At 66.6% G+C, this 21,349-nt stretch carries 19 protein-coding genes and 1 pseudogene; 15 read left to right on the top strand and 5 right to left on the bottom strand.

Annotation, left to right across the window (positions count from 1 at the left end; translation table 11 throughout):
- Window positions 1–42: 42 nt before the first annotated feature.
- From ACK6AU_RS06360 to cobG, 5 genes are all read right to left on the bottom strand, one after another.
- Window positions 43–303, bottom strand: a complete 261-nt coding sequence (locus ACK6AU_RS06360; RefSeq protein ID WP_409298326.1) for a hypothetical protein — start codon at window positions 301–303, stop codon at window positions 43–45.
- A 609-nt stretch (window positions 304–912) separates the two neighbouring features.
- Window positions 913–2,634, bottom strand: a complete 1,722-nt coding sequence (cobJ, locus tag ACK6AU_RS06365) for a precorrin-3B C(17)-methyltransferase (protein ID WP_409298328.1) — start codon at window positions 2,632–2,634, stop codon at window positions 913–915.
- Window positions 2,634–3,365 (bottom strand): precorrin-2 C(20)-methyltransferase, encoded by a 732-nt coding sequence (locus ACK6AU_RS06370; RefSeq protein WP_031320795.1) that lies wholly within the window; start codon window positions 3,363–3,365, stop codon window positions 2,634–2,636. The genes cobJ and ACK6AU_RS06370 overlap by 1 nt, the downstream gene beginning before the upstream one ends.
- Window positions 3,365–3,991, bottom strand: coding sequence for a precorrin-8X methylmutase (locus ACK6AU_RS06375; RefSeq protein ID WP_185697574.1), 627 nt, complete (start codon window positions 3,989–3,991; stop codon window positions 3,365–3,367). The genes ACK6AU_RS06370 and ACK6AU_RS06375 overlap by 1 nt, the downstream gene beginning before the upstream one ends.
- Complete coding sequence (cobG, locus tag ACK6AU_RS06380) at window positions 3,984–5,387, bottom strand: precorrin-3B synthase (protein WP_185697573.1); 1,404 nt, start codon at window positions 5,385–5,387, stop codon at window positions 3,984–3,986. The genes ACK6AU_RS06375 and cobG overlap by 8 nt, the downstream gene beginning before the upstream one ends.
- A gap of 48 nt (window positions 5,388–5,435) precedes the next feature.
- On the opposite strand from cobG, the gene cbiE reads away from it, so the two are divergent.
- The 15 genes and pseudogenes from cbiE (at window position 5,436) to urtA (ending at window position 21,220) form a co-directional block, all read left to right on the top strand.
- Window positions 5,436–6,680: a precorrin-6y C5,15-methyltransferase (decarboxylating) subunit CbiE gene (cbiE, locus tag ACK6AU_RS06385; RefSeq protein ID WP_185697572.1), complete on the top strand. Its 1,245-nt coding sequence runs from the start codon at window positions 5,436–5,438 to the stop codon at window positions 6,678–6,680.
- A complete protein-coding gene (locus ACK6AU_RS06390) occupies window positions 6,673–7,770 on the top strand; it encodes a cobalt-precorrin-5B (C(1))-methyltransferase (RefSeq protein ID WP_185697571.1) in 1,098 nt (365 codons plus the stop codon). The genes cbiE and ACK6AU_RS06390 overlap by 8 nt, the downstream gene beginning before the upstream one ends.
- The gene (locus tag ACK6AU_RS06395; protein ID WP_409298331.1) at window positions 7,767–8,495 is read left to right on the top strand and encodes a cobalt-precorrin-6A reductase; all 729 of its coding nucleotides are present in this window, start codon (window positions 7,767–7,769) and stop codon (window positions 8,493–8,495) included. Before ACK6AU_RS06390 ends, ACK6AU_RS06395 begins: the two co-directional genes overlap by 4 nt.
- 177 nt (window positions 8,496–8,672) lie before the next feature.
- Window positions 8,673–8,975: pseudogene (locus tag ACK6AU_RS06400) on the top strand (type II toxin-antitoxin system RelE/ParE family toxin).
- Window positions 8,976–8,978: 3 nt separating this feature from the next.
- Window positions 8,979–9,269 (top strand): addiction module antidote protein, encoded by a 291-nt coding sequence (locus ACK6AU_RS06405; protein WP_124345642.1) that lies wholly within the window; start codon window positions 8,979–8,981, stop codon window positions 9,267–9,269.
- 99 nt (window positions 9,270–9,368) lie between these two features.
- Window positions 9,369–9,767, top strand: a complete 399-nt coding sequence (locus tag ACK6AU_RS06410) for a DUF2946 domain-containing protein (RefSeq protein ID WP_022642041.1) — start codon at window positions 9,369–9,371, stop codon at window positions 9,765–9,767.
- 49 nt (window positions 9,768–9,816) lie between these two features.
- Window positions 9,817–10,311 (top strand): copper chaperone PCu(A)C, encoded by a 495-nt coding sequence (locus ACK6AU_RS06415; protein WP_409298334.1) that lies wholly within the window; start codon window positions 9,817–9,819, stop codon window positions 10,309–10,311.
- A gap of 22 nt (window positions 10,312–10,333) precedes the next feature.
- Window positions 10,334–10,780 carry a DUF2946 domain-containing protein gene (locus tag ACK6AU_RS06420; RefSeq protein WP_409298336.1) on the top strand — a complete coding sequence of 149 codons (447 nt, stop codon included), beginning with the start codon at window positions 10,334–10,336 and terminating at the stop codon, window positions 10,778–10,780.
- Window positions 10,781–10,868: 88 nt separating this feature from the next.
- The gene (locus ACK6AU_RS06425; protein ID WP_185697568.1) at window positions 10,869–13,001 is read left to right on the top strand and encodes a TonB-dependent copper receptor; all 2,133 of its coding nucleotides are present in this window, start codon (window positions 10,869–10,871) and stop codon (window positions 12,999–13,001) included.
- Between the two features lie 171 nt (window positions 13,002–13,172).
- Window positions 13,173–14,555, top strand: coding sequence for a PepSY-associated TM helix domain-containing protein (locus ACK6AU_RS06430; RefSeq protein ID WP_409298338.1), 1,383 nt, complete (start codon window positions 13,173–13,175; stop codon window positions 14,553–14,555).
- A gap of 152 nt (window positions 14,556–14,707) precedes the next feature.
- A complete protein-coding gene (locus tag ACK6AU_RS06435; RefSeq protein ID WP_409298340.1) occupies window positions 14,708–16,846 on the top strand; it encodes a TonB-dependent receptor in 2,139 nt (712 codons plus the stop codon).
- Between the two features lie 37 nt (window positions 16,847–16,883).
- Entirely contained in the window at window positions 16,884–17,672 is a 789-nt protein-coding gene (locus ACK6AU_RS06440) for an ABC transporter ATP-binding protein (RefSeq protein ID WP_185697565.1), read from the top strand.
- Window positions 17,669–18,628: an ABC transporter substrate-binding protein gene (locus ACK6AU_RS06445; protein WP_185697564.1), complete on the top strand. Its 960-nt coding sequence runs from the start codon at window positions 17,669–17,671 to the stop codon at window positions 18,626–18,628. The genes ACK6AU_RS06440 and ACK6AU_RS06445 overlap by 4 nt, the downstream gene beginning before the upstream one ends.
- Entirely contained in the window at window positions 18,625–19,635 is a 1,011-nt protein-coding gene (locus tag ACK6AU_RS06450; RefSeq protein ID WP_185697563.1) for an iron ABC transporter permease, read from the top strand. The genes ACK6AU_RS06445 and ACK6AU_RS06450 overlap by 4 nt, the downstream gene beginning before the upstream one ends.
- A 319-nt stretch (window positions 19,636–19,954) precedes the next feature.
- Entirely contained in the window at window positions 19,955–21,220 is a 1,266-nt protein-coding gene (gene urtA, locus ACK6AU_RS06455) for an urea ABC transporter substrate-binding protein (RefSeq protein WP_185697562.1), read from the top strand.
- Window positions 21,221–21,349: the final 129 nt, after the last annotated feature.

Here is a 21,349-nt window from a genome sequence, read left to right on the forward strand (position 1 = left end):
CACTGGGAAACTGAGCCTGTGCTGTTTCTGGGGTGGGGCTTTTTATGCCTGCAGCCGCCACTGCAAGGCATCCAAGGCGTCGCAGCCGTCTTGCAACAGGAGGTGAGCGGCGTTGACGAAGTGAATCAAATCCTGATCACCCACGCCTTTGACACTCAGGCAGTTGAGGCTGTGCATCAGATCTCGCGAGGCCTTGATGCGCTGCACCGCACCGCCATGCAAGTCCGCAGCGGGCGCGTTGCGGCCGAGGTGGAAAACCGGGGTGGGGGTGAGATTGCTTTGTAGGGGGATGAAGTCGGTCATTGGAAAGCTCCATGGTTAGCATTTCTGTATTCATCGCGTTGCTTTCCGACCGGCTAAGATCGGCCGCCGATGCGTCGGCGGCCGGGCAACTATGGCTTTGCAAAAAACCAGCGGCAATCGCCAAAGTGTTGCCATTGCCTTGCGCAGAACCAGACTTGCCGCACCAACCGGGAACGAACCCATACCTCCTGTAGCCGACCGGGAGGTCGCGCATGGCGCCGATTCCGGCTCCGTCGTCGGCTTTGGCTTTGGCTTTTGATCCACCCGCCCCATCGGCAGGCCGAGTGGAGGTGTTCATCAGGGGGATGGCGCGTAGCGCCCCTCGACGCAGTCGAGGACATCGCCGGCGGCGATGGCCCCCTGATGGGCGCCGGAGCGAGGGCCGTACGCTAGGGGCAAGACCTTTTGGTTACTTTTGGCTGGGCCGGCATTCCGGGCGTTTGCCAAAAGTGACCCGCCGTAAGGGCGGAATCGTAAGCCGCCGTTACCGCAGCAACGGATATGTACACCGTCCAAAACATGCAGCGCCAGAACGGGCGCCATCGCGGGCAAGTCGGATCGCCGCCCGCTCGCTCCTACAAAAGCGTGCCCTACCGTGGCAGCGCAGGCCTACGGCTTCTCGCCATACCAACGAGGCGTATACACCCACTCCCCCCCTTCGGCTTTAGGGAACACGCACGTAGTGGACGATCCCACCAACACCATGGTCCGCATATCCACCTGTTCCGGCGTCAAGGCGCCCAGGGTAATGACCCGCAGGGTCTGCCCCGGCCGCCCGATGTCCCGCCCCAGCACCACCGGCGTCTGCGGCGTCCGGTGCTGACGCACAATCTCCAGCGCCCGCCCCAATTGCCACGGCCGCGAACGCGAAATCGGGTTATAGAACGCCAAAGCCAGATCGGCCTGGGAGGCCAGGTCCAGGCGCTTCTCGATGATCTCCCAGGGCTTGAGGTTGTCCGACAGCGACAACACGCAGAAGTCGTGGCCCAGTGGCGCGCCCGCCTGGGCGGCGGTGGCCAGGGAGGCAGACACCCCGGGCAGGATCTCCAGGTCGACGTTGTGCCAGGCCGGGTCGCTGGACTCGTGCAGGGCTTCGAGCACCGCCGCGGCCATGGCAAAGACACCCGGATCACCGGAAGACACCACCACCACCGAACGGCCCTGGGCCGCCAGCTCGAAGGCGTGGCGGGCACGCTGCATTTCCTCGCGGTTGTCGGTGCAGTGCATGACCTGGTCGGCGCGGAACGGGCCGGCCATGCGCACATAGGTTTCGTAGCCGAGGATGTCCTGGGCCCGGGCCAGTTCGGCCTTGACCGCCGGCACCATCAGTTCGGCGGCGCCCGGCCCCAGGCCGATCACGGCCAGGCGACCACGGGGCTGGCCGATCCGCTGCGGGTCCAGGGGCTGGCTGGCCACGGCGATGGCAATGTCCTCGCCCACACTGAGGGGCGGCAGCAATTGCGGCACCGCTTGTTGCGCCAGCTCCGCCACGCTGCTGGCCGCCGGAGCAAAACGCAGCGGCACCCCCAGCTCGGCGGCGGCTTCACGCAAGGCCGGGCTGGCCATTTCATTGGCGGCGGCCAGCAGGCAAGCGACGGATTGGCGAGCGATCCCGGCCTGGTGCAGAGCGGCCCGCAGATGCTCGGCCAACTCGGGGCCGCTATCGCGAGCCAGCTCGTTCCTGCAGGTGAGTGCGATGAGGACACTGCGCGGGTAGATCAGCAGTTCGTTGGCGGTGGGCTCGCGCTCGGCGGAACCGACCCGGATGGTCAACCGAGCTTCGCGATCTTCCGGCAAGCGGGCCTCGGCCAGCCAGGGCGCGGCGCCTTCGATGCGCACGCTTTCACCGCCCAGCAGGTCGGAGACGAAGCGCTTGCCCAGCTCCAGGTCGCCCAGGGCATAGCCGCTGGGTGGATTGAGCAGACAGGTGCCGAAGCGCAGCTCGCCACTGGTGGTGATGGCTGCTGCTACGCCCAGGCCGGCAGCGATTTCCCGCGCCATGACGTTGACCCCACCCAGGCCGCCCAGCAATGGCACCACCGCGCTGCCGTCCTCGGCCACTGCCAGTACCGGCGGCTCGGCGCCCTTCTCCAGCAGCAGCGGCGCCAGGGTGCGGATCACGATGCCGGCGGCGCACAGGGCGATGATCGGCGTGTCTTGTTGATAGAGCTGGCGCAGGGTCGCGCCGAACTCCTGATAACTGCGGTCGGCGCCCGTGGTGCGCTCGGCCAGGCCGTAGACCAGGGCATCGGGGTACAGGCGCTGGATCCGCCGCGCGGTATCGAGGCTGCCTTGGCCAAGGATGACGATGGCCGGAATCGAACGCGCCATCAGCCTTGCCACCTTTGTCCGGGAACGATGATCAACGAGAAGTACGGCGACGACATCGGCTCCACCTCGTCCAGGGGCACGATCTTCTGGTTGGCCATGGTCGCGCGCTCGACATACAGCGCCCGCTGCGCCAGCCCCAGCTCATCCAGGACCTGGCGGACCTTGGGGAAATTGCGCCCCAGCTTCATCACCACTGCCGCGTCGGCATCGGCCAGGCGGCGCTTGAGCTCCTCATGGGGCAGCACCCCGGACAGCACCGACAGGCTCTGGTTGCGATACACCAGCGGCGCCCCCAGCACCGAGGCGCCGCCGAGCATCGAGCAGACCCCCGGCACCACTTCGGCCTGGTAGCGCTCGGCCAGGCGGTCGTGCAGGTACATGTAGGAGCCGTAGAAGAACGGGTCGCCCTCGCAGATCACCGCCACATCGCGGCCGGCATCCAGGTGCTCGGCCACTTGCACGCTGGCTTCGTCGTAGAAATCGCTGATCACCTGCTCATAGGACAGCGGCGCCGGCAGCGCTTCGGTGGTCACCGGGTAGACCAGCGGCAGCAGGGTCTGCGCCTCTTGCAGGTGCGCTTCGATGATGCCGAAGGCATTGCCCTTTTTCCCCTTGGCGACGAAGTAGGCCACCACCGGCGACTCGCGCAGCAGGCGCAGGGCCTTGAGGGTAATCAGTTCCGGATCACCAGGGCCCACGCCGAGGCCGATCAAACGTCCAGGTTGCTGCATCATTCGATCTCCGTGGCCAGGGCGTTGACGGCGGCGGCGGCCATGGCACTGCCGCCCAGGCGGCCTTGCATGATCACGAACGGCACGCCACGGCTGTCGGCGGCCAGCATCGCCTTGGATTCGGCAGCGCCGACGAAACCCACCGGGAAGCCAAGGATCAGCGCTGGCTTAGGTGCGCCAGCGTCGAGCATTTCCAACAGGTAGAACAGCGCGGTGGGGGCATTGCCGATCACCACCACGCTGCCTTCCAGGTAGGGCCGCCACAGTTCCAGGGCCACCGCCGAACGGGTGTTGCCCAGCTCCCGGGCCAGCTGCGGCACGCTCTCGTCACGCAGGGTGCAGATCACCGGGTTGTTGGCCGGCAGCCGTGCCCGGGTGATGCCTTCGGACACCATCCGCGCATCGCAGAGGATCGGCGCCCCAGCAGCCAGGGCCTCGCGCCCGGCCTTGCCGGCGCCCTCGGAAAACTGCAGGCCATCGATGGCCTCGACCATGCCGCAGGCGTGGATCACCCGTACCGCGAGTTTTTCCAGGTCGGCCGGAATGCGTTCTAGCCTGGCTTCTTCGCGGATGATCGCGAAGGAGTTGCGATAGATCTCCTGACCGTCGCGGATGTAATCAATCATCAAGGTGGCTCCGTTGGCGGACATCAAGCAGCGCTTGTGCCGCTTCTATAGAAAGGTTGCGCGCGCGCAGCCTGCCGAACCCCGGCTGCGTGGCGTCGCGCACATACAAGTCGTAGCGTCCCGGGGCCACCGCCAGCAGGGTGGTGGGCGCCACATGGGCCGCAGCGCACGTGCGCAGGCAGCCAGAAAGGTGTACCGCCGCCTGTTGCCCCTGGGCCTGCAACAAGGCCGCCAGGCGCAGCGCATCGCCCTTGGTGTCGGCCTGGGCTTTGGCGCAACCGCTGGAGCCGGTGCAGGCGATCAGGTGGGCCAGGGCCTGCTCGGGGCGGCAGAGCAGGCCCAGTTCGGCCAGGCCAGCGGTGACCGCCGGAGCATCCGCCACGGCAATCTCGGGCAGCAGCAGGCTCTGCCAGGGCGTCAGGCGCAGGCTGGAATCGCCATAGCGCTGGGCCAGTTGCGCGGCCCCCTTGAGCATGCCCGGGTCGAGCCGCCCCAGGGGCGCGACCGCACCGACATAGACCCGCCCGGCCACGGCCTGTGGATAAGTTCCCAGGTGCAAGCCCTCGGCTACCGCCGGCCGGCGCCAGCCATCGACGCTCAGCAGCGGGCCGCCCAGGCGCTGTCGCACCTGGAGCAGAAATTCCGCCACCGGCACCTGGGCCAGCAAGTGCCGCATACGGGTCTGCTCGGGGCTCGCCAGGTCGAGGAACGCCTCCAGCACCGCCACCAGCAGGTCATGGCCCTGCTCCAGCGGCACCGCCGCCAGCGGCGCATCCGCCAGGCAACCAGCCAGGCCGAAGGCCAGCAACCGCTGGCCCTCGCGCTCGCAAGCTGCCAGCCACAAGTCGTGATGATGCTGGAGCATGGCCAGGTCCTCGCCACCGTCCAGTTGCACGGCGAACTTGGGCGACAACTCGTGGAACCGTGGATGACCTTGCAGGGTGTGCAGGATCTGCGCCGCCAGGGGCCGGGTATCGACCAGGCACTGGCGGTCGATACCGGCGCTGGGGCTGAGCATCAGGTTGCGCACATCGTCGCCGGCCGCCGTGGTCGGCCCCAGGCCTGCCTCCAGCAGCTTGGCGATCAGCGCCTGGTGCTCGCCGCCGATGCCACGGATCTGCAGGTTGGCGCGGTTGGTGGCCTCGATCACCCCGCCGGCGAACAGCTGCGCTGCCTCGGCCACGGCCACGGCCTGGGCCGCACTGATGACCCCGCCGGCCAGCTTGATCCGGCAGATACCGCCGTCCAGGGCCGGGACGATACGCAACAACCCCGGACAGGCCGAGGGACGGATGGCAGTGGACAGCGGACGTGGGTTCAAAGGGGTGACCGGCAGTGTGGGAAAAACGCTTCGCGGGCGAAGGCGCGGTATTATGCCTGCTTTGTCCGAAGGCATGAAAAGCCTGCCTGTCGGAACCCTGGCTTTTGTGTTCGAGGAATATCCATGTCGCCCTGGCTGACAGTAGTGGGAATCGGTGAAGACGGCTTCAAGGGCCTGGGTCGCAATGCCCGCCATGCCCTGTTGGGCGCTTCGCGGATCGTCGGCGGGCAACGTCAGCTGGAGCTGCTGCCGGCTTGCATCCGTGGCGAACGCCAGCCGTGGCCCAGCCCGTTTTCCCTGGAGCCGGTGCTCGCCCAGCGTGGTACCGCGGTGTGTGTGCTGGCCAGCGGCGACCCGATGTTCTTCGGCGTCGGCGCCAGCCTGGCGCGGCAGCTGCCCGCCGAAGAACTGCTGATCTTGCCCGCGCCCTCCTCCTGCGCCCTGGCCGCCGCGCGCCTGGGCTGGTCGCTGCAGGAAGTGGTCAGCCTGTCGCTGGTGGCGCGGCCATTGGCCGCACTCAACGCGCAGTTGGCCAACGGCCTGCGCCTGCTGGTGCTGAGCAATGACCGCCACAGCCCGGCGGCGGTGGCCGGCCTGCTGCGCGAACGCGGCTTCGGCCCGAGCCGGATCAGCGTCCTGGAACACCTGGGTGGCCCGCTGGAGCGGCGTGTCGACGGCACCGCCGACGACTGGCAAGACCCGCCCATCGCCGACCTCAACCTACTGGCCATCGACTGCCGCGCCCGCCCCGACGCACCCCGCCTGTCGCGCCTGGCCGGCCTGCCGGACGCGGCCTTTGCCCATGACGGCCAGCTGACCAAGCGCGACGTGCGCGCCATGACCCTGGCCCGCCTGGCCCCGATGCCCGGCGAGTTGTTGTGGGATGTCGGCGCCGGCAGCGGCTCGATTGGCATCGAGTGGATGCGCGCCCACCCCAGTTGCCGCGCCCTGGCCATCGAGGCCGACGCGGGCCGCCAGCAACTGATCGAACATAACCGCGACACCTTGGGCGTTCCCGGGTTGCAACTGATCCGTGGCAGCGCGCCCCAGGCCCTGGCTGGCCTGGAGCGTCCGGACGCGATCTTCATCGGCGGCGGCGTGACCCGCGACGGCGTGCTCGCCACCTGCTGGGAACGGCTCAAGCCCGGCGGCCGCCTGGTGGCCAATGCGGTGACCCTGCAAAGCGAGATGACCCTGATGGACTGGCGCCAGCGCCACGGCGGCGAGCTGACTCGCATCCATGTGGCCCAGGCCCAGCCGCTGGGCGAGTTCGACACCTGGCGCCAGGCCCTGCCCATCACCCTGCTGGAACTGCACAAACCCCAGGACCCAGCCTACACGCCATCCATGGACGCGCCCCATGCGTGAGGAAACCGCCGAACAGCCCGCTCCACTGCGCAGCGGCCTGACCACCGGCAGTTGCGCCACCGCCACCAGCCTCGCGGCCGCCCGCCTGCTGCTGGGCAACGTCGAGGCCGATGCGGTGGATATCGTCCTGCCCAAGGGCAAGGAGGTGCGGATGCGCCTGGAGTTCTGCCGGCGCACCGCCGACGGTGCGGAAGCCGGGACCATCAAGGATGCCGGCGACGACCCGGACGTGACCCATGGCGCCCTGCTCTACTCCCAGGTGCGCCTGACCCCTGAGCCGGGTATTCGCTTCGTCGCCGGGGCCGGAGTCGGCACCGTGACCCGCCCCGGGCTGGTCCTGGCGGTGGGCGAACCGGCGATCAACCCGGTGCCGCGACGGATGATCAGCGAGCACCTGCAACGCCTGGCCGAGGAGCAGGCCTACAGCGGCGGCTTCGAAGTCACGGTGAACGTCGAGGGCGGCGAGGCCCTGGCGCAGAAGACCATGAACCCGCGCCTGGGGATTCTCGGCGGGCTGTCGATCCTGGGCACCAGTGGCATCGTCCGGCCGTTTTCCTGCGCGGCCTACATCGCCTCGATCCACCAGGGCATCGATGTCGCCAGGAGCAACGGCTACCGGCACGTCGCCGCCTGCACCGGCAACGCCAGCGAAGACACCATGCGCCGGGTCTACGACCTGCCGGAAATCGCCCTGATCGAAATGGGCGACTTCGTCGGCGCGGTCCTCAAGCACCTGCGCAAGGCCCCTGTGGATAAACTCAGTCTGTGCGGCGGCTTCGGCAAGATCAGCAAGCTGGCCGCCGGGCACATGGACCTGCACAGCCGCCACTCCAGCATCGACCTGCCGCAGCTGGCGCAATGGGCCGCCGAAATCGGTGCCGACCAACCGCTGCAAGAGGCCATCCGCCAGGCCAATACCAGCCAGCAGGCACTGGCCCTGGCCAGCGCCGCCGGAGTCGCCCTGGGCGATGCGGTGTGCCGCCACGCCCTGGACTTCGCCCGCAGCGTGGTACCGGCCCAGGTCCAGGTGGAAGTCTTCGCCATCGACCGCCAGGGCGGCATCGTCGGCCATGCCGGAGCCCAGCCATGAGCCGCATCCTGCTGCTGGGCGGAGTCACCGAGGCCCTGGCCATCGCCCGCACCCTGGGGCCGGAACATGTCTACAGCCTGGCCGGCATCGGCCGGGTGCCCACGGACCTGGCCTGCCAGGTGCGGGTCGGTGGCTATGGCGGAGCCGAGGGCCTGGCGCAGTTCATTCGCGCCCAGAACATCACTCTGCTACTGGATGCCACTCACCCCTATGCCGCGCAGATCAGCGTCAATGCCCAGGCCGCCGCCCGGCTCGCCGGCATTCCCTGCTGGGCCCTGCGCCGCCCGGCCTGGCAAGCGCAGCCCGGGGACGACTGGCGCGAGGTGGCCGACTGGCCACAACTGATGCAAGCCCTCGAACCGTTCCAGCGACCGCTGTTCACTCTGGGGCGCGAACCCTTGCAGCATCTGGAGGAGATTCCCGCCAGCCAGTTCTGGACCCTGCGCGCCCTGGAAGCCTGCCCGGGCAACGAGCGCTGCGAAGTGATCGGCGCCCGCGGCCCGTTCCAGATCGACGACGAGCGCGAACTGTTCGCGCGCCGGCGCATCGATGTGCTGATCAGCAAGAACAGCGGCAGCAGCGCCACCGAACCCAAGCTGGAAGTGGCCCGTGAACGGGGAGTACCGGTGTTGATACTCAAGCGCCCCGACCTGCCCGAGGTCGATCGCCATTTTACCGAAGTACCCCAGCTCCTGGCCGCCCTCGAGCGGCTGTCTAGCGCCTGACAGCAAAAAGCGCCGCGCCTCACCTCAACCTGGGAACGCCCTGGCTGTGCCCGCCAGTCTCCTGCCTTAACTTTCTTGGGAGCTCAGCAACGACCGGCTGCACGCCCGGTCGTCGCAGCGTTGCCTTTCATCTGGCAAATGAGTTGCCAGGGGCGTATCCCAAGGAATACAGTCGCCATGTTCGTCTTCGAGCAAACCCAGGAGTTCAGCCACTGGCTCACTCGCCTCAAGGACCCTCAGGGGAAGACCCGTGTACTGGCCCGGATCAGGGCAGCGTAACTAGGGCGGTTCGGCGACTGTGTATCAATGGGAGGTGGAGTCCATGAGATGCGTATCCACCGTGGGCCCGGCTACCGGGTGTACTTTTCAAGGCGAGGCGAACGGCTCTACCTGTTGTTGATCGGTGGCGACAAGAGCACCCAGAGTCGCGACATCCAACGAGCCCGGCAACGGGCTCACGACCTCAAGAGCGAGGACTGAAACATGCGCACCCCAGTGACCCGCTTCGATGCGGCCGACTACCTCAAGACCCCGCAGGACATGGTGGCCTACCTCGATGCCTGCTTCGAGGAAGATGCCGGCGATGGCGTGCTGATCCGCGCCGCCCTCAACGACATCGCCCGCGCCCGGGGCATGACCCAGATAGCCCGGGACACCGGCCTGGGCCGCGAAAGCCTGTACAAGGCGCTGGGCAGCCAGGGCAATCCCGAGTTCGCGACTATCATCAAGGTGATGAAGGCGCTGGGACTCAAGCTCCAGGTCAGCCCGGCCTGAGCCAGCACTGCGACACCACACCGCACACGTTGTTTTTTTACTTATCCACAGCGATCAGGCTAAATACCCGCCTGATCGCTCAACCGACGGATCGTCACCATGTCCCGACAACGGCTCGCATTTGCCTGGATCGCCTGCTTCGCAGTGCTGTTCAACATGCTTGCCATGCCGCTTTCCGGGGCCATGCAGAACAGCGACCAGGGGCTGGACGAACAACTGCTATGGGGCAGTTTCTGTTCCTCCAGCGGCACCAAGATGATCGCCATCTCCCTGGGCAAGCTCGAACAAAAAGCCCCGCAGGACGACGATCACTCGAACATGCAGCATTGCTGGTGCTGCTCCGGCTCGGCGCCCCTGGTGGCCCTGCCTGGCCATGCGCCGCAGCTGTACTTCACCCGCTTCATCGCCCAGCCGGGCGCCCCGCAACCACCGCTCGAACAACTCACCCCGCGCCAGCAATGGCCCAGCCTGAATCCCGGTGCACCGCCTCTGGCATGATTCCCTTTCGCAAGTGACCTGCGTTTTTGAATCGTTCTGGAGAACCACCATGCTCAAGTCTTCCCTGGTCAAGCACACCCTGCTGCTGGCCGCCCTGCTGTTGCCTGCCAGCTTCGCCAGCGCCCATGAATACAAGGCCGGCCAATTGCAGATCGACCATCCCTGGTCGCAGGAACTGCCGCCGAACGCGCCGACCGTCGCCGCCTATTTCGTGCTGCACAACCCGGGCAAGAGCGCCGACACCCTGCTCAGCGTCGAGACGCCGATCGCCGGTCGCGCCGAACTGCATGAGCATGTGATGCAGGGCGACATGATGAAGATGCAGCAGGTGGCCAAGGTGGCCGTGCCCGCCGGCGGCGAAGTGCGATTCGCGCCCATGAGCTATCACGTGATGCTCATGGAGCTCAAGGACCGCAGCCTGCTCAGCGATGGCAAGCGCTTCCCGCTGACCCTGCACTTCGAAAAGGCCGGCGACGTCACCGTCGAGGTCGCCGTGCAGAAGCAGGCACCCGGCGCTGCGCAAGAGCATCAGCACGCTCACTAAACACTGACCGCCGGTCCCATCCGTGAACGCCCCGCTCGCGCCTGGCCGCAGGCGGTCCGCCGCGCGCCGTCCCTCCATCGGAGTGCGGCGCGGCAGCTGGATCAGCCTGTTCGCCATGCTGATGATCTTCATCGGTCCGCTGATTTCCCAGTCGATGCCGATGGATCACGCGATGCCGATGGACATGTCCGTATCCATGGACATGGGCAGCGGCGTGTCCGGCTGCCACGGCGATAACCCACACGCTTCGCACCCCGCCAAAGCCCAGAGCGAGCAGCATGTGCTCTGGGAGAAATGCGGTTATTGCAGCCTGCTGTTCAACTGCCCGGCACTGCCGTCAGGGCTGTCATTCGCCCAGCTCGATGCACCGCTGGCCCAGCCTTTCCTGGTCCCCACCACGCGCCTGGGCCACGCCCGGCAGACCGTGTTCCCCGGCGCGCTGACCCGCGCTCCGCCGATCGACGCCTGAGTCACCTGCTCACTCCACACGGCCGGCTGTCAGCACGACAGGCGTGCGCTCGCGGCCGTGTCATTCAAGACCGATCGATGGAACCATTATGTTTTCTGCTGACTCGCGCCTGGGCGTTGCCCAGCCATCCAAGCCTTTTGCCCTGAACCCGTCGCGCCAGCACTTCAACCGTGCCCTGGCGGTGCTGTGTGGTGCCCTGCTGGCGCCCCTGGCCGTGGCCGACGAGGCTTCGGCCGAACACGCCCACCACAGCACCGAGCTGAGCCCGACGGTGATCACCGCCATCGCCCCCAGCTCGCCCCTGACCGTGGTCACCAACCCCAAGGACCCACGCCAACCGGTGCCGGCCAGCGATGGCGGCGACTATCTCAAGACCATTCCCGGCTTCGCCCTGGTGCGCAACGGCGGCACCAACGGCGACCCGGTGCTGCGCGGCATGTTCGGCTCACGGCTGAACATCCTCACCAACGGCAGCATGATGCTCGGTGCCTGCCCTGGTCGCATGGACGCCCCGACCTCCTACATCTCCCCGGAAACCTACGACCGGCTGACCGTGATCAAGGGCCCGCAGACCGTGCTCTGGGGCCCCGGTGCCTCCGCCGGCACCGTGCTCTTCGACCGTGAGCCCGAGCACTTCGGCGAACTCGGCACCCGGGTCAACGCCAGCCTGCTGGCCGGCTCCAACGGCCGCTTCGACAAGACCCTGGACGCGGCTGCCGGCGGCCCCCTGGGTTATGTCCGGGTGATCGGCAACACCGCCCACTCCGACGACTACAAGGACGGTAACAACGACACCGTGGCCTCGCGCTACGACAAGTGGAACGGCGATGTCGCCCTGGGCTGGACCCCGGACGCCGACACCCTGCTGGAGCTGACTGCCGGCAAGGGCGACGGCGAGGCCCGCTACGCCGGTCGCGGCATGGATGGCTCGCAGTTCAAGCGCGAGAGCCTGGGCCTGCGGTTCGAGAAATCCAACATCGGCGAGGTCCTGGATAAGGTCGAGGCCCAGGTCTACTACAACTACGCCGATCACGTGATGGACAACTACAGCCTGCGCACCCCGTCGGGCAGCGGCATGATGGGCAAGCCCATGGTCAGCAACGTCGACCGCCGCACTCTCGGGGCGCGGATCAAGGCCACCTGGCGCTGGGCCGATGTGCAGTTGATCGGCGGCATCGATGCCCAGACCAACGAACACCGCCAGCGCGGCGGCATGGGCGTGGATGCGCACAAGGGCCAGCCCTGGGCCAAGGACGCCGACTTCCACAACTATGGCGCCTTCGGCGAGCTGACCTGGTACGCCGCCGAGCGCGACCGGCTGATCACCGGCGCCCGCCTCGACCGGGCCTCGGCCAAGGACTACCGGCAGAGCATCAAGTCGGGAATGATGAGCCGCCCCAACCCCACCGCCGGCGACACGCGGGCCGACACCCTGCCCAGCGGCTTCGTGCGTTACGAGCATGACCTGGCCGACAGTCCGACCACCTTGTACGCCGGTCTCGGCCACGCCCAGCGCTTCCCCGACTACTGGGAATTGTTCTCGCCGAAGATGGGCCCGGCCGGCTCGTTGAACGCTTTTGACTCGATCAAGCCGGAAAAAACCACCCAGCTCGATTTCGGCCTGCAGTACCAGGGCGCCGACCTGGAGGCCTGGGCTTCGGGCTACATCGGCCAGGTACGGGACTACATCCTCTTCGACTACAACTCGAAGATGATGGGCATGAGCACGTCCCGGGCCGAGAACATCGACGCCCGGATCATGGGCGGCGAACTGGGCGCGGCCTACAAGCTGACCTCGAACTGGAAGGCCGATGCCACCCTGGCCTACGCCTGGGGCAAGAACAGCAGCGATGGCAAGGCCCTGCCGCAGATGCCACCGCTGGATGCGCGCTTGGGCCTGACCTACAGCGAGGACGACTGGAGCGCCGGCGCCTTGTGGCGGGTGGTGGCGGCGCAGAACCGCGTCGACCTGAACAAGGGCAACGTGGTCGGCAAGGACTTCGGCCAGAGCGGCGGCTTCGGCGTGTTCTCGCTCAACGGCGCCTACCGCATCAACAAGAACCTCAAGCTCAGCACCGGGGTCGACAACCTGTTCGGCAAGGCCTACGCCGAGCACCTGAACCTGGCGGGCAACGCCGGCTTCGGCTACCCGGCCACTGATCCACAAGCCATCAAGGAACCCGGCCGCACCTTCTGGACCAAGGTCGACCTGAGCTTCTGACGAACCGTTGCGGCCGCTGCGCGACCGTACGCAGCCTGCGGCAGCGGCTACACCAGGCACCTGTAGCCGCTGCCGAGCGGGCGAGGCTGCGACAAGGCCCCCAGGGCCTTCAGCAGTGGTTTCAGGTGCCACCCATAACGACAGATCCACAACCTTGCGGAGCGCTTGCCGATGAACCGACCCAAAGTGTCTTTCTACAACCTGGCCTGGCGCTGGCATTTCTACGCCGGGCTGTTCGTCGCCCCTTTCATGGTGATGCTGGCCCTGACCGGCATCGTCTACCTGTTCAAACCGCAACTCGATCCACTGATGTACCCCAGCTTGCTCAAGGTCCCCGCCGGGCAGCACAGCCTGGCGGCCGACCAGCTACTGCAACGGGTCCAGGCGGCCTATCCCCAGGGCCGAATCAAGCAGTACCTGCCACCTGTGGATGCCGGGCGCAGCGCCCAGTTCGTGGTGCAGCACAAAGGCCAGGAACTCAACGTCTTCATCGACCCCTACCATGGCGACGTGCTTGGCGAGCAGGATGCCAAGCGCAACCTGCAGGCGGTGGCCCGGGCCATTCACGGCGAGCTGATGATCGGCACCGTCGGCGACCGGCTGGTGGAGCTGGCGGCCAGCTGGGGCATCGTCCTGGTGGTCTCGGGCCTGTACCTGTGGTGGCCACGGGGCAAGTCTTCGGCAGGCGTGCTCTGGCCACGCCTGAACGCAAGGGGCCGGCTGTTCTGGCGCGACCTGCATGGCGTGCTGGGGTTCTGGGGCGCGGCCTTCCTGCTGTTGATGCTACTCAGCGGCATGACCTGGACCGGCTTCTGGGGCAAGCAGTACGCCGACCTATGGAACCGCTTCCCGGCGGCCATGTGGAACGACGTACCGACCTCCGACCAGCAGGCCGGCGAGCTCAACAGCGCCACCCGCCAGACCGTGCCCTGGGCCCTGGAGAACACGCCGATGCCGATGTCCGGCGACCATGCCGAGCACATGGGCCAGGCCATGGCCGCAGCGGCCCCGGCAGCCCCAGCCATCAGCCTGCAACAGGTCCAGGACATCGCGCGCCAGCGCCAGGTCGAGCCCGGCTACAGCATCACCCTGCCCAGCAGCGCCACCGGGGTGTTCACCATCGCCCTGTTCGCCGACGACCCGCGCAACGACGCCACCCTGCATGTCGACCAGTACACCGGCAAGGTCCTGGCCGATGTGCGCTGGCAGCACTACAGCAATGTGGCCCGAGCCACCGAGCTGGGAGTGATGTTGCATGAGGGCAAGATGTTCGGCCGCGTCAACCAGCTGGTGGTGCTGGTGGTGTGCCTGATGATCCTGCTCGGTGCGGTGAGCGGCATCGTCATGTGGTGGCAGCGTCGCCCCGCCGGCCGTCTCGGGGTTCCGCCGCTGCGCCACGATTTGCCACGCTGGAAAACCGCAATGCTGGTCATCGTCCTGCTGGCCCTGGCGTTCCCCCTGGTCGGCGCCTCGCTGGTGGTGGTGTGGCTGTTGGATCGCCTGGTGCTTTCGCGCTTGGCCCGGGGTCCTGAATCCGCCTCATCTTCAACATGAAGCCGGCGAGATGCGCGTTGCAGAGCGCCCTGTAGAATTTCGCCGCTTCAGTCGTGCGGATTTATAATGTTACTTTATAACGCTGCATGTAAGATCCTGTCCGCAGCCTCGCCGCTGCGGACACCCTCTGGAAGAAGCGATCCTGCGTCCCGATGAACAAGTACCTGCTGTCCACTTTCTGCCTGCTCGCCCTACCGTCCCTGTCCCAGGCCGGCGATACCGCCCTGACCCTGCCCACCGGCACTATCTCTGCCGCAGCCAACGACAGCGACGACAGCATCAGCCTGAAGACCCCGACCACCGCCGGCTCACGCTTGGGCCTGAGCGCCCTGGAAACCCCGGCCAGCACCGACAGCCTGAGTGGCGAGCGCATTCGCGCCCGGGGCGATCGCAGCATCCAGGACGCGGTATCGCGCAGCGCCGGCATCAGCCGCACCGGCACCCCGGGTGATGGCGGCACCTCGTTGTCGGCCCGGGGCTTCACCGGGCAGAGTTCGGTGATGCAACTCTACGATGGCAACCGCATGTACACCGGCATGGGCACCGTGACCTTTCCGGTGAACAGCTGGGCCGTGGAACGGGTCGACGTATTGCGCGGCCCGGCCTCGGTGCTGTACGGCGAAGGCGCCACTGGCGCGGTGATCAACACCCTCCCCAAGAAGCCCTTCAGTGGCGAGATCGAGAACCACCTGCGCCTGGGCTACGGTTCCTTCGATCGCCAGCAACAGGCCCTGGACAGTGGCGGTTCGCTGAGCGACAGCCTGAGCTACCGGCTCAACCTCAATCGCGAGCGCAGCAACGGCTGGGTCGACCGTGGCGATTCCTCGGGGGATTTCGTCAGCGCCGCCCTGCGCTGGCAGGCCCGCGATGACCTGGCCTTCACCCTGGCCCACGACTACGGCGACCAGAACCCGATGAACGACTTCGGCACGCCACTGATCGACGGGCGCTTGCACAAGCGCCTGCGGGACAAGAACTACAACGTCAGCAACGACAAGCAGCACTACAACGACCAGTGGACCCGCCTGACCAGCGAGTGGCAGATTTCCGACAACCTCAGCGCCAGCAACGAGCTGTACTACCTCAAGGCCCAGCGCCGCTGGCAGAACGCCGAGAATTACAACTGGAGCACGGCGGACCGGCAACTGAGCCGCAGCGGCTACTTCGGTATCGGCCACCAGCAGGAACAGGTAGGCGACCGCCAGACCTTCACCCTCAAGCACTCTCTGTTCGGCCTCGACAGCCAGACCCTGGTCGGCATGGACTACAACCGCATCCGCTTCCATATGAAGAGCAATTCGCCCTTCAACGACAGCTTTGCCAATGGTCAACCGGTAGACGTCTACCATCCGGCCAAAGGCGAGTTCGCCAGCAACAGCCCCTACCGCGACCAATTCAAGACCACCACCCGGCAGATGTCGGTCTTCGCTGAAAACCGCCTGCAACTCAGCGAGCGCTGGTCCCTGGTGACCGGCGTGCGCCGCGACTATGCGCATATCGATCGCGATGACTTGAAGGACGGCAGCCAGAGCGACAAGACCCTGACCGGCAACAACTGGAAGGCCGGCCTGGTATTCGCCGTCACCCCGGACACCTCCCTCTATGGCCAGTACTCCACCAGCACCGACGGTGTCGGCGGGCTGATTTCCCTGAGTCCGGATCAGCAGCAATTCGACCTGTCCACCGCCAAGCAGACCGAGGTCGGTCTCAAGCAGGCGTTCTGGGACCAGCGCGGCGAATGGACCCTGGCGGCCTACCACATCGTCAAGAAGAAGCTGCTGATAGATGTGCCTCAAGTTGCCGGAGCTGCACCCCGCAAGGATCAAGTAGGCCAGCAATCCTCCAATGGCCTGGAGGCCAGCCTGGACCTGCAATTGCCCCGCGCCTGGCAAGTGCAGGCCAACGCCGCCATTGTTCGCGCCCAGTACGATGACTTCACCCAGATGGTGGATGACCAGCCAGTCTCCCGCGATGGCAAGCGCCCGGTGGACGTACCACGGCGCACCGCCAACCTGTGGCTGAGCAAGGCCATCAACGACGACCTGCGGGCCGGCGCCGGGGTGCGCTACGTCGATGCGCGCTACGCCGACATGGCCAACCGCAACCAGCTGCCCAGCTACACCGTGGTGGACGCCAACCTCTCGTGGCAAGCCTTGCGCAATACCACCCTGGGCCTGCAATTGAACAATCTGTTCGACCGCCAGTACGCCCAAAGCCAATACAATGACGGCCAGCAATGGATACTCGGCGAACCGCGCTCGTTCTTCGTCACCGCCGACTATCGCTTCTGATCCCTGGCGGGACCACCGGCAACCACACGGACAAGGCATGACCTCGCTGAACCTCCTCGACCTGGCCTGGAGCCCCCTGGGCCAGGGCCACTGCCACCACCAGTTCCAACTGCGTGAGGCCAACCTGCACGTGCAGGCCGGGGAGTTCGTCGGCCTGATCGGGCCCAATGGCAGCGGCAAGACCAGCCTGCTGCGCTGCGCCTATCGCTTCAGCAAGCCGCAGCAGGGCGAGGTGCAACTGGCCCATCAGAATGTCTGGAAGCAGTCGCCACGCTGGTGCGCACAACGCATCGCCGTGGTGCTCCAGGAGTTTCCCGATGCCTTCGGCCTCACCGTGCAGGAAGTGGTCGCCATGGGCCGCACCCCGCACAAGGGCCTGTTCGACGGCGACACCCGGCACGACCGCGCCATCGCCCGCGAGGCCCTGGAGTCCGTAGGCCTGCTGGGCTTCGAGGAGCATGCCTTCGCCACCCTCTCGGGCGGGGAAAAACAACGGGTGATCCTGGCCCGGGCCCTGGCCCAGCAACCGCAGTTGCTGATCCTCGACGAGCCGACCAACCACCTCGACCCGCGCTACCAGCTGGAACTGCTGCAACGGGTCAAGCGCCTGGGCATCGGCACCCTGGCCAGCATCCACGACCTGAACCTGGCCGCGGCCTTCTGCGACCGCCTGTACGTCCTCGACCACGGACGCATCGTTGCCAGCGGCACTCCCCGCGAAGTGCTCACCGTCGAGTTGCTGCGCAACGTCTTCGGCGTCGAGGCGCTGATCGATGCCCACCCCCTGTCCGGCTACCCACGAATCACCTGGATCACCCAACCATGACCTTGCGCTCCCTGCTTCGCTCCAGCCTGCTCCTGGCCCTGTCACTGGGGGCCGCCCAGGCCTTCGCCGAGGCCACCCGCTACCCATTGACCCTCGCCAGTTGCAACCGCGAAGTGACCTTCAAGCAAGCGCCCAAGCATGCCCTGAGCCACGACATCAACATGACCCAGATGATGCTCGCCCTGGGCCTCAAATCGCGCATGGTGGGCTACAGCGGAGTCAGTGGCTGGAAGGCCGTGACCCCACAGATGAGCGTCCTGCTGGACGGCCTGCCGGAGCTGGCGGCCAAGTACCCGTCGGTGGAGACCCTGCTCAATGCCAACGTCGACTTCCTGTTCGCCGGCTGGGACTACGGCATGCGCGTGGGCGGCGACCTGACCCCGCAGACCCTGGCGCCCCTGGGCATCAATGTCTATGAGCTGACCGAGTCCTGCGCGTTCGTGATGAAGCGCCCGGCCGCCAGCCTCGACGATACCTACAACGACCTGCGCAACCTCGGCCGGATCTTCGACGTGCAGGATCGCGCCAATGCCCTGATCGCCCAGATGCAGGAGCAGGTGGCCCAGGTGCAACAGGACCTGCCCGCGGAAAAACCCCGGGTGTTCCTCTACGACAGCGGTGAAGACCGGGCCATGACCTCCGGCCGCCTGGGCATGCCCCAGGCGCTGATCGACGCCGCCGGCGGGCGCAACATCCTCGACGACGTCGAGGCCAGCTGGACCCGGGTCAACTGGGAGACCGTGGTGGAGCGCAACCCGCAAGTGATCGTCATCGTCGACTACAGCGAAGTCACCGCCGAGCAGAAGCAGCGGTTCCTGCTGGACAACCCGGCGCTGCAAGGCGTCGACGCCATCAAGAACCAGCGCTTCATCGTCATCCCCTATGTGCAGGCCACCCCGGGCATCGACAACGTGCTGGCGGTGGAAACCCTGGCCAAGGGTTTCCACGGCGAATGACTACACGTCGCTACAGCTGGCTGCTCTTGACCCTGGCCGGCCTGCTCCTGGCCTCTTGCGTGCTGTCCCTGGGCTTCGGTCCGGCGCGGGTGCCGGTGGACGTGGTGGGCCGCATCCTGTTGCACAAGACCCTGGGCCTGGGCGAGGTGGACTGGAGCCCCGGCCAGGAACATATCGTCTGGCTGATCCGCGTGCCGCGCATGCTCCTGGGAGCGCTGGTGGGCGCCGGGCTGGCGCTGATCGGCGCAGTGCTGCAAGCGGTGACCCGCAACCCGCTGGCCGACCCGCACCTGCTGGGCGTCACCTCCGGCGCCACCCTCGGCGCGGTGATCGTGGTCCTGCACGTGGGGCAGGTCATCGGCCTGTTGACCCTGCCCCTGGCCGCCTTCATCGGCGCCGTGGCGAGCATGCTCCTGGTGCTGGGCATCGCCGCCCGCAGCGGTCGCCTGGACAGCGACCGCCTGCTGCTGTGCGGGGTGGCGGTGTCGTTCGTGATGATGGCGGTGGCCAACCTGCTGCTGTTCATGGGCGACCACCGGGCCAGTTCGGCGGTGATGTTCTGGATGCTCGGCGGCCTGGGCCTGGCGCGCTGGGAGCTGCTGGCGATTCCCGCGATCAGCGTGCTGCTCGGGTTGCTGTTGCTGCTGGGCATGGCCCGGCCATTGAACGCCCTGATGGCCGGCGAGCAGACCGCCGTGACCCTGGGCCTGAACGCACGCAACGTGCGCCTGAAGGTGTTCCTGATCGCCTCGCTGATGACCGGGGTGCTGGTGTCCATCAGCGGTTCCATCGGCTTCGTCGGGCTGATGGTGCCGCACATCGCCCGGCGCCTGGTGGGTGCCGAACACCGTCGGCTGCTGCCCGCCTGCGTGCTGCTGGGCAGCCTGTTCCTGGTGTGGGTGGACGTCGCCGCGCGAACCCTGATCGCCCCCGAGGACCTGCCCATCGGCGTGGCCACCGCGGCCATCGGCGGCTTGTTCTTCATCGGCCTGATGCGCCGACGCTGAGGTCCTTTGTATTTGTAGGGCGAGGCTTGCCCGCGATAGCGGTGTACCTGATGCGCCGCCATCGCGGGCAAGTAGGATCGCCGCCCGCTCGCTCCTACAGAAAAGCCATGCCGGGTTGCCTCCAACCCGGCACCAACCAAGCGCATTCGTCCGCACCAAAGGCTCCACCTGGCCCCGCAATGGTGCGCCAAGCCGGCTCCCCCACGCCGTGGGGGCAACGTTTCCATGCCTTGGCCAACCCGGCACAGCCCTTGCAAAACACCCTTCACTGGTTCGCATCTGCCTCTTAAAAAATCCAAGAGTTCACGGAGATCGCACAATGAAGCGTCGTAGCTTGCTCAAGGCTTTCACCCTCTCGACCGCTCTTGCCGCCATGGGCCTGACCTGGACCGTCCAGGCCGCCGAGACCATCAAGGTGGGCATCCTGCATTCGCTGTCGGGCACCATGGCGATCTCCGAGACCTCGCTCAAGGACATGGCCCTGATGACCATCGACGAGATCAACGCCAAGGGTGGGGTCAACGGCAAGCAACTGGAAGCGGTAGTGGTGGACCCGGCCTCCAACTGGCCGCTGTTCGCCGAGAAGGGCCGGCAGTTGCTGAGCCAGGACAAGGTGGCGGTGGTGTTCGGCTGCTGGACTTCGGTCTCGCGCAAATCGGTGCTGCCGGTGTTCGAGGAACTCAACGGCCTCTTGTTCTATCCGGTGCAATACGAGGGCGAGGAAATGTCGCCCAACGTGTTCTACACCGGCGCGGCGCCGAACCAGCAGGCGATCCCGGCGGTGGAATACCTGATGAGCGAAGACGGCGGCAGCGCCAAGCGCTTCTTCCTGCTGGGCACCGACTACGTCTACCCACGCACCACCAACAAGATCCTGCGCTCCTTCCTGCACGCCAAGGGCGTGGCCGACAAGGACATCGAAGAGGTCTACACCCCGTTCGGCCATAGCGACTACCAGACCATCGTCGCCAGCATCAAGAAGTTCGCCGCCGGCGGCAAGACCGCGGTGATCTCCACGGTCAACGGCGACTCCAACGTGCCCTTCTATAAGGAGTTGGCCAACCAGGGCCTGAAGGCCACCGAGGTGCCGGTGGTGGCCTTCTCGGTGGGCGAGGAAGAACTGCGCGGCATCGACACCAAGCCGCTGGTGGGCAACCTCGCCGCCTGGAACTACTTCGAGTCGGTGGATAACCCGGTGAACCAGAAGTTCGTCGCGGCCTGGAAGGCCTACGCCAAGGCCAAGAACCTGCCGGGGGCCGACAAGGCGGTGACCAACGACCCGATGGAGGCCACCTACGTGGGCATCCACATGTGGGCCCAGGCCGTGGAGAAGGCCAAGTCCACCGATGTCGACAAGGTCCGCGAGGCCCTGGCCGGACAGACCTTCGCCGCGCCCTCGGGCTACACCCTGACCATGGACCCGAGCAACCACCACCTGCACAAGCCGGTGATGATCGGCGAGATCCAGCCCGACGGTCAGTTCAACGTGGTCTGGCAGACCGCGGGCCCGGTCCGCGCCCAGCCCTGGAGCCCCTACATCCCGGGCAACGACAAGAAGCCGGACTACGCGGTGAAGAGCAACTGACCGCCGCCCCCATCTGTAGGAGCGCAGCTTGCTCGCGATAGCGTCCTCAAGAAGTACGTTGTCGACCCGACGATCGCCATCGCGGGCAAGGGCTCGGCGCCCCCTGCTCCTACAAGGTTCTCTGTCGTA

The sequence above is a fragment of the Pseudomonas sp. KCJK8993 genome, assembly GCF_046230915.1.
Classification (GTDB): Bacteria; Pseudomonadota; Gammaproteobacteria; order Pseudomonadales; family Pseudomonadaceae; genus Aquipseudomonas; species Aquipseudomonas piscis.

What these genes read in the sequence shown, in the direction of transcription:
- ACK6AU_RS06375 (WP_185697574.1), bottom strand. Translation starts at nt 3,991, where the DNA reads ATGATTGATTACATCCGCGACGGTCAGGAGATCTATCGCAACTCCTTC.
- ACK6AU_RS06435 (WP_409298340.1), top strand. Translation starts at nt 14,708, where the DNA reads ATGAACAAGTACCTGCTGTCCACTTTCTGCCTGCTCGCCCTACCGTCC.
- cobG (WP_185697573.1), bottom strand. Translation starts at nt 5,387, where the DNA reads ATGCCTTCGGACAAAGCAGGCATAATACCGCGCCTTCGCCCGCGAAGC.
- ACK6AU_RS06390 (WP_185697571.1), top strand. Translation starts at nt 6,673, where the DNA reads ATGCGTGAGGAAACCGCCGAACAGCCCGCTCCACTGCGCAGCGGCCTG.
- ACK6AU_RS06410 (WP_022642041.1), top strand. Translation starts at nt 9,369, where the DNA reads ATGTCCCGACAACGGCTCGCATTTGCCTGGATCGCCTGCTTCGCAGTG.
- ACK6AU_RS06415 (WP_409298334.1), top strand. Translation starts at nt 9,817, where the DNA reads ATGCTCAAGTCTTCCCTGGTCAAGCACACCCTGCTGCTGGCCGCCCTG.
- ACK6AU_RS06440 (WP_185697565.1), top strand. Translation starts at nt 16,884, where the DNA reads ATGACCTCGCTGAACCTCCTCGACCTGGCCTGGAGCCCCCTGGGCCAG.
- ACK6AU_RS06395 (WP_409298331.1), top strand. Translation starts at nt 7,767, where the DNA reads ATGAGCCGCATCCTGCTGCTGGGCGGAGTCACCGAGGCCCTGGCCATC.
- ACK6AU_RS06405 (WP_124345642.1), top strand. Translation starts at nt 8,979, where the DNA reads ATGCGCACCCCAGTGACCCGCTTCGATGCGGCCGACTACCTCAAGACC.
- ACK6AU_RS06425 (WP_185697568.1), top strand. Translation starts at nt 10,869, where the DNA reads ATGTTTTCTGCTGACTCGCGCCTGGGCGTTGCCCAGCCATCCAAGCCT.
- cobJ (WP_409298328.1), bottom strand. Translation starts at nt 2,634, where the DNA reads ATGGCGCGTTCGATTCCGGCCATCGTCATCCTTGGCCAAGGCAGCCTC.
- cbiE (WP_185697572.1), top strand. Translation starts at nt 5,436, where the DNA reads ATGTCGCCCTGGCTGACAGTAGTGGGAATCGGTGAAGACGGCTTCAAG.
- urtA (WP_185697562.1), top strand. Translation starts at nt 19,955, where the DNA reads ATGAAGCGTCGTAGCTTGCTCAAGGCTTTCACCCTCTCGACCGCTCTT.
- ACK6AU_RS06445 (WP_185697564.1), top strand. Translation starts at nt 17,669, where the DNA reads ATGACCTTGCGCTCCCTGCTTCGCTCCAGCCTGCTCCTGGCCCTGTCA.
- ACK6AU_RS06360 (WP_409298326.1), bottom strand. Translation starts at nt 303, where the DNA reads ATGACCGACTTCATCCCCCTACAAAGCAATCTCACCCCCACCCCGGTT.
- ACK6AU_RS06450 (WP_185697563.1), top strand. Translation starts at nt 18,625, where the DNA reads ATGACTACACGTCGCTACAGCTGGCTGCTCTTGACCCTGGCCGGCCTG.
- ACK6AU_RS06430 (WP_409298338.1), top strand. Translation starts at nt 13,173, where the DNA reads ATGAACCGACCCAAAGTGTCTTTCTACAACCTGGCCTGGCGCTGGCAT.
- ACK6AU_RS06370 (WP_031320795.1), bottom strand. Translation starts at nt 3,365, where the DNA reads ATGCAGCAACCTGGACGTTTGATCGGCCTCGGCGTGGGCCCTGGTGAT.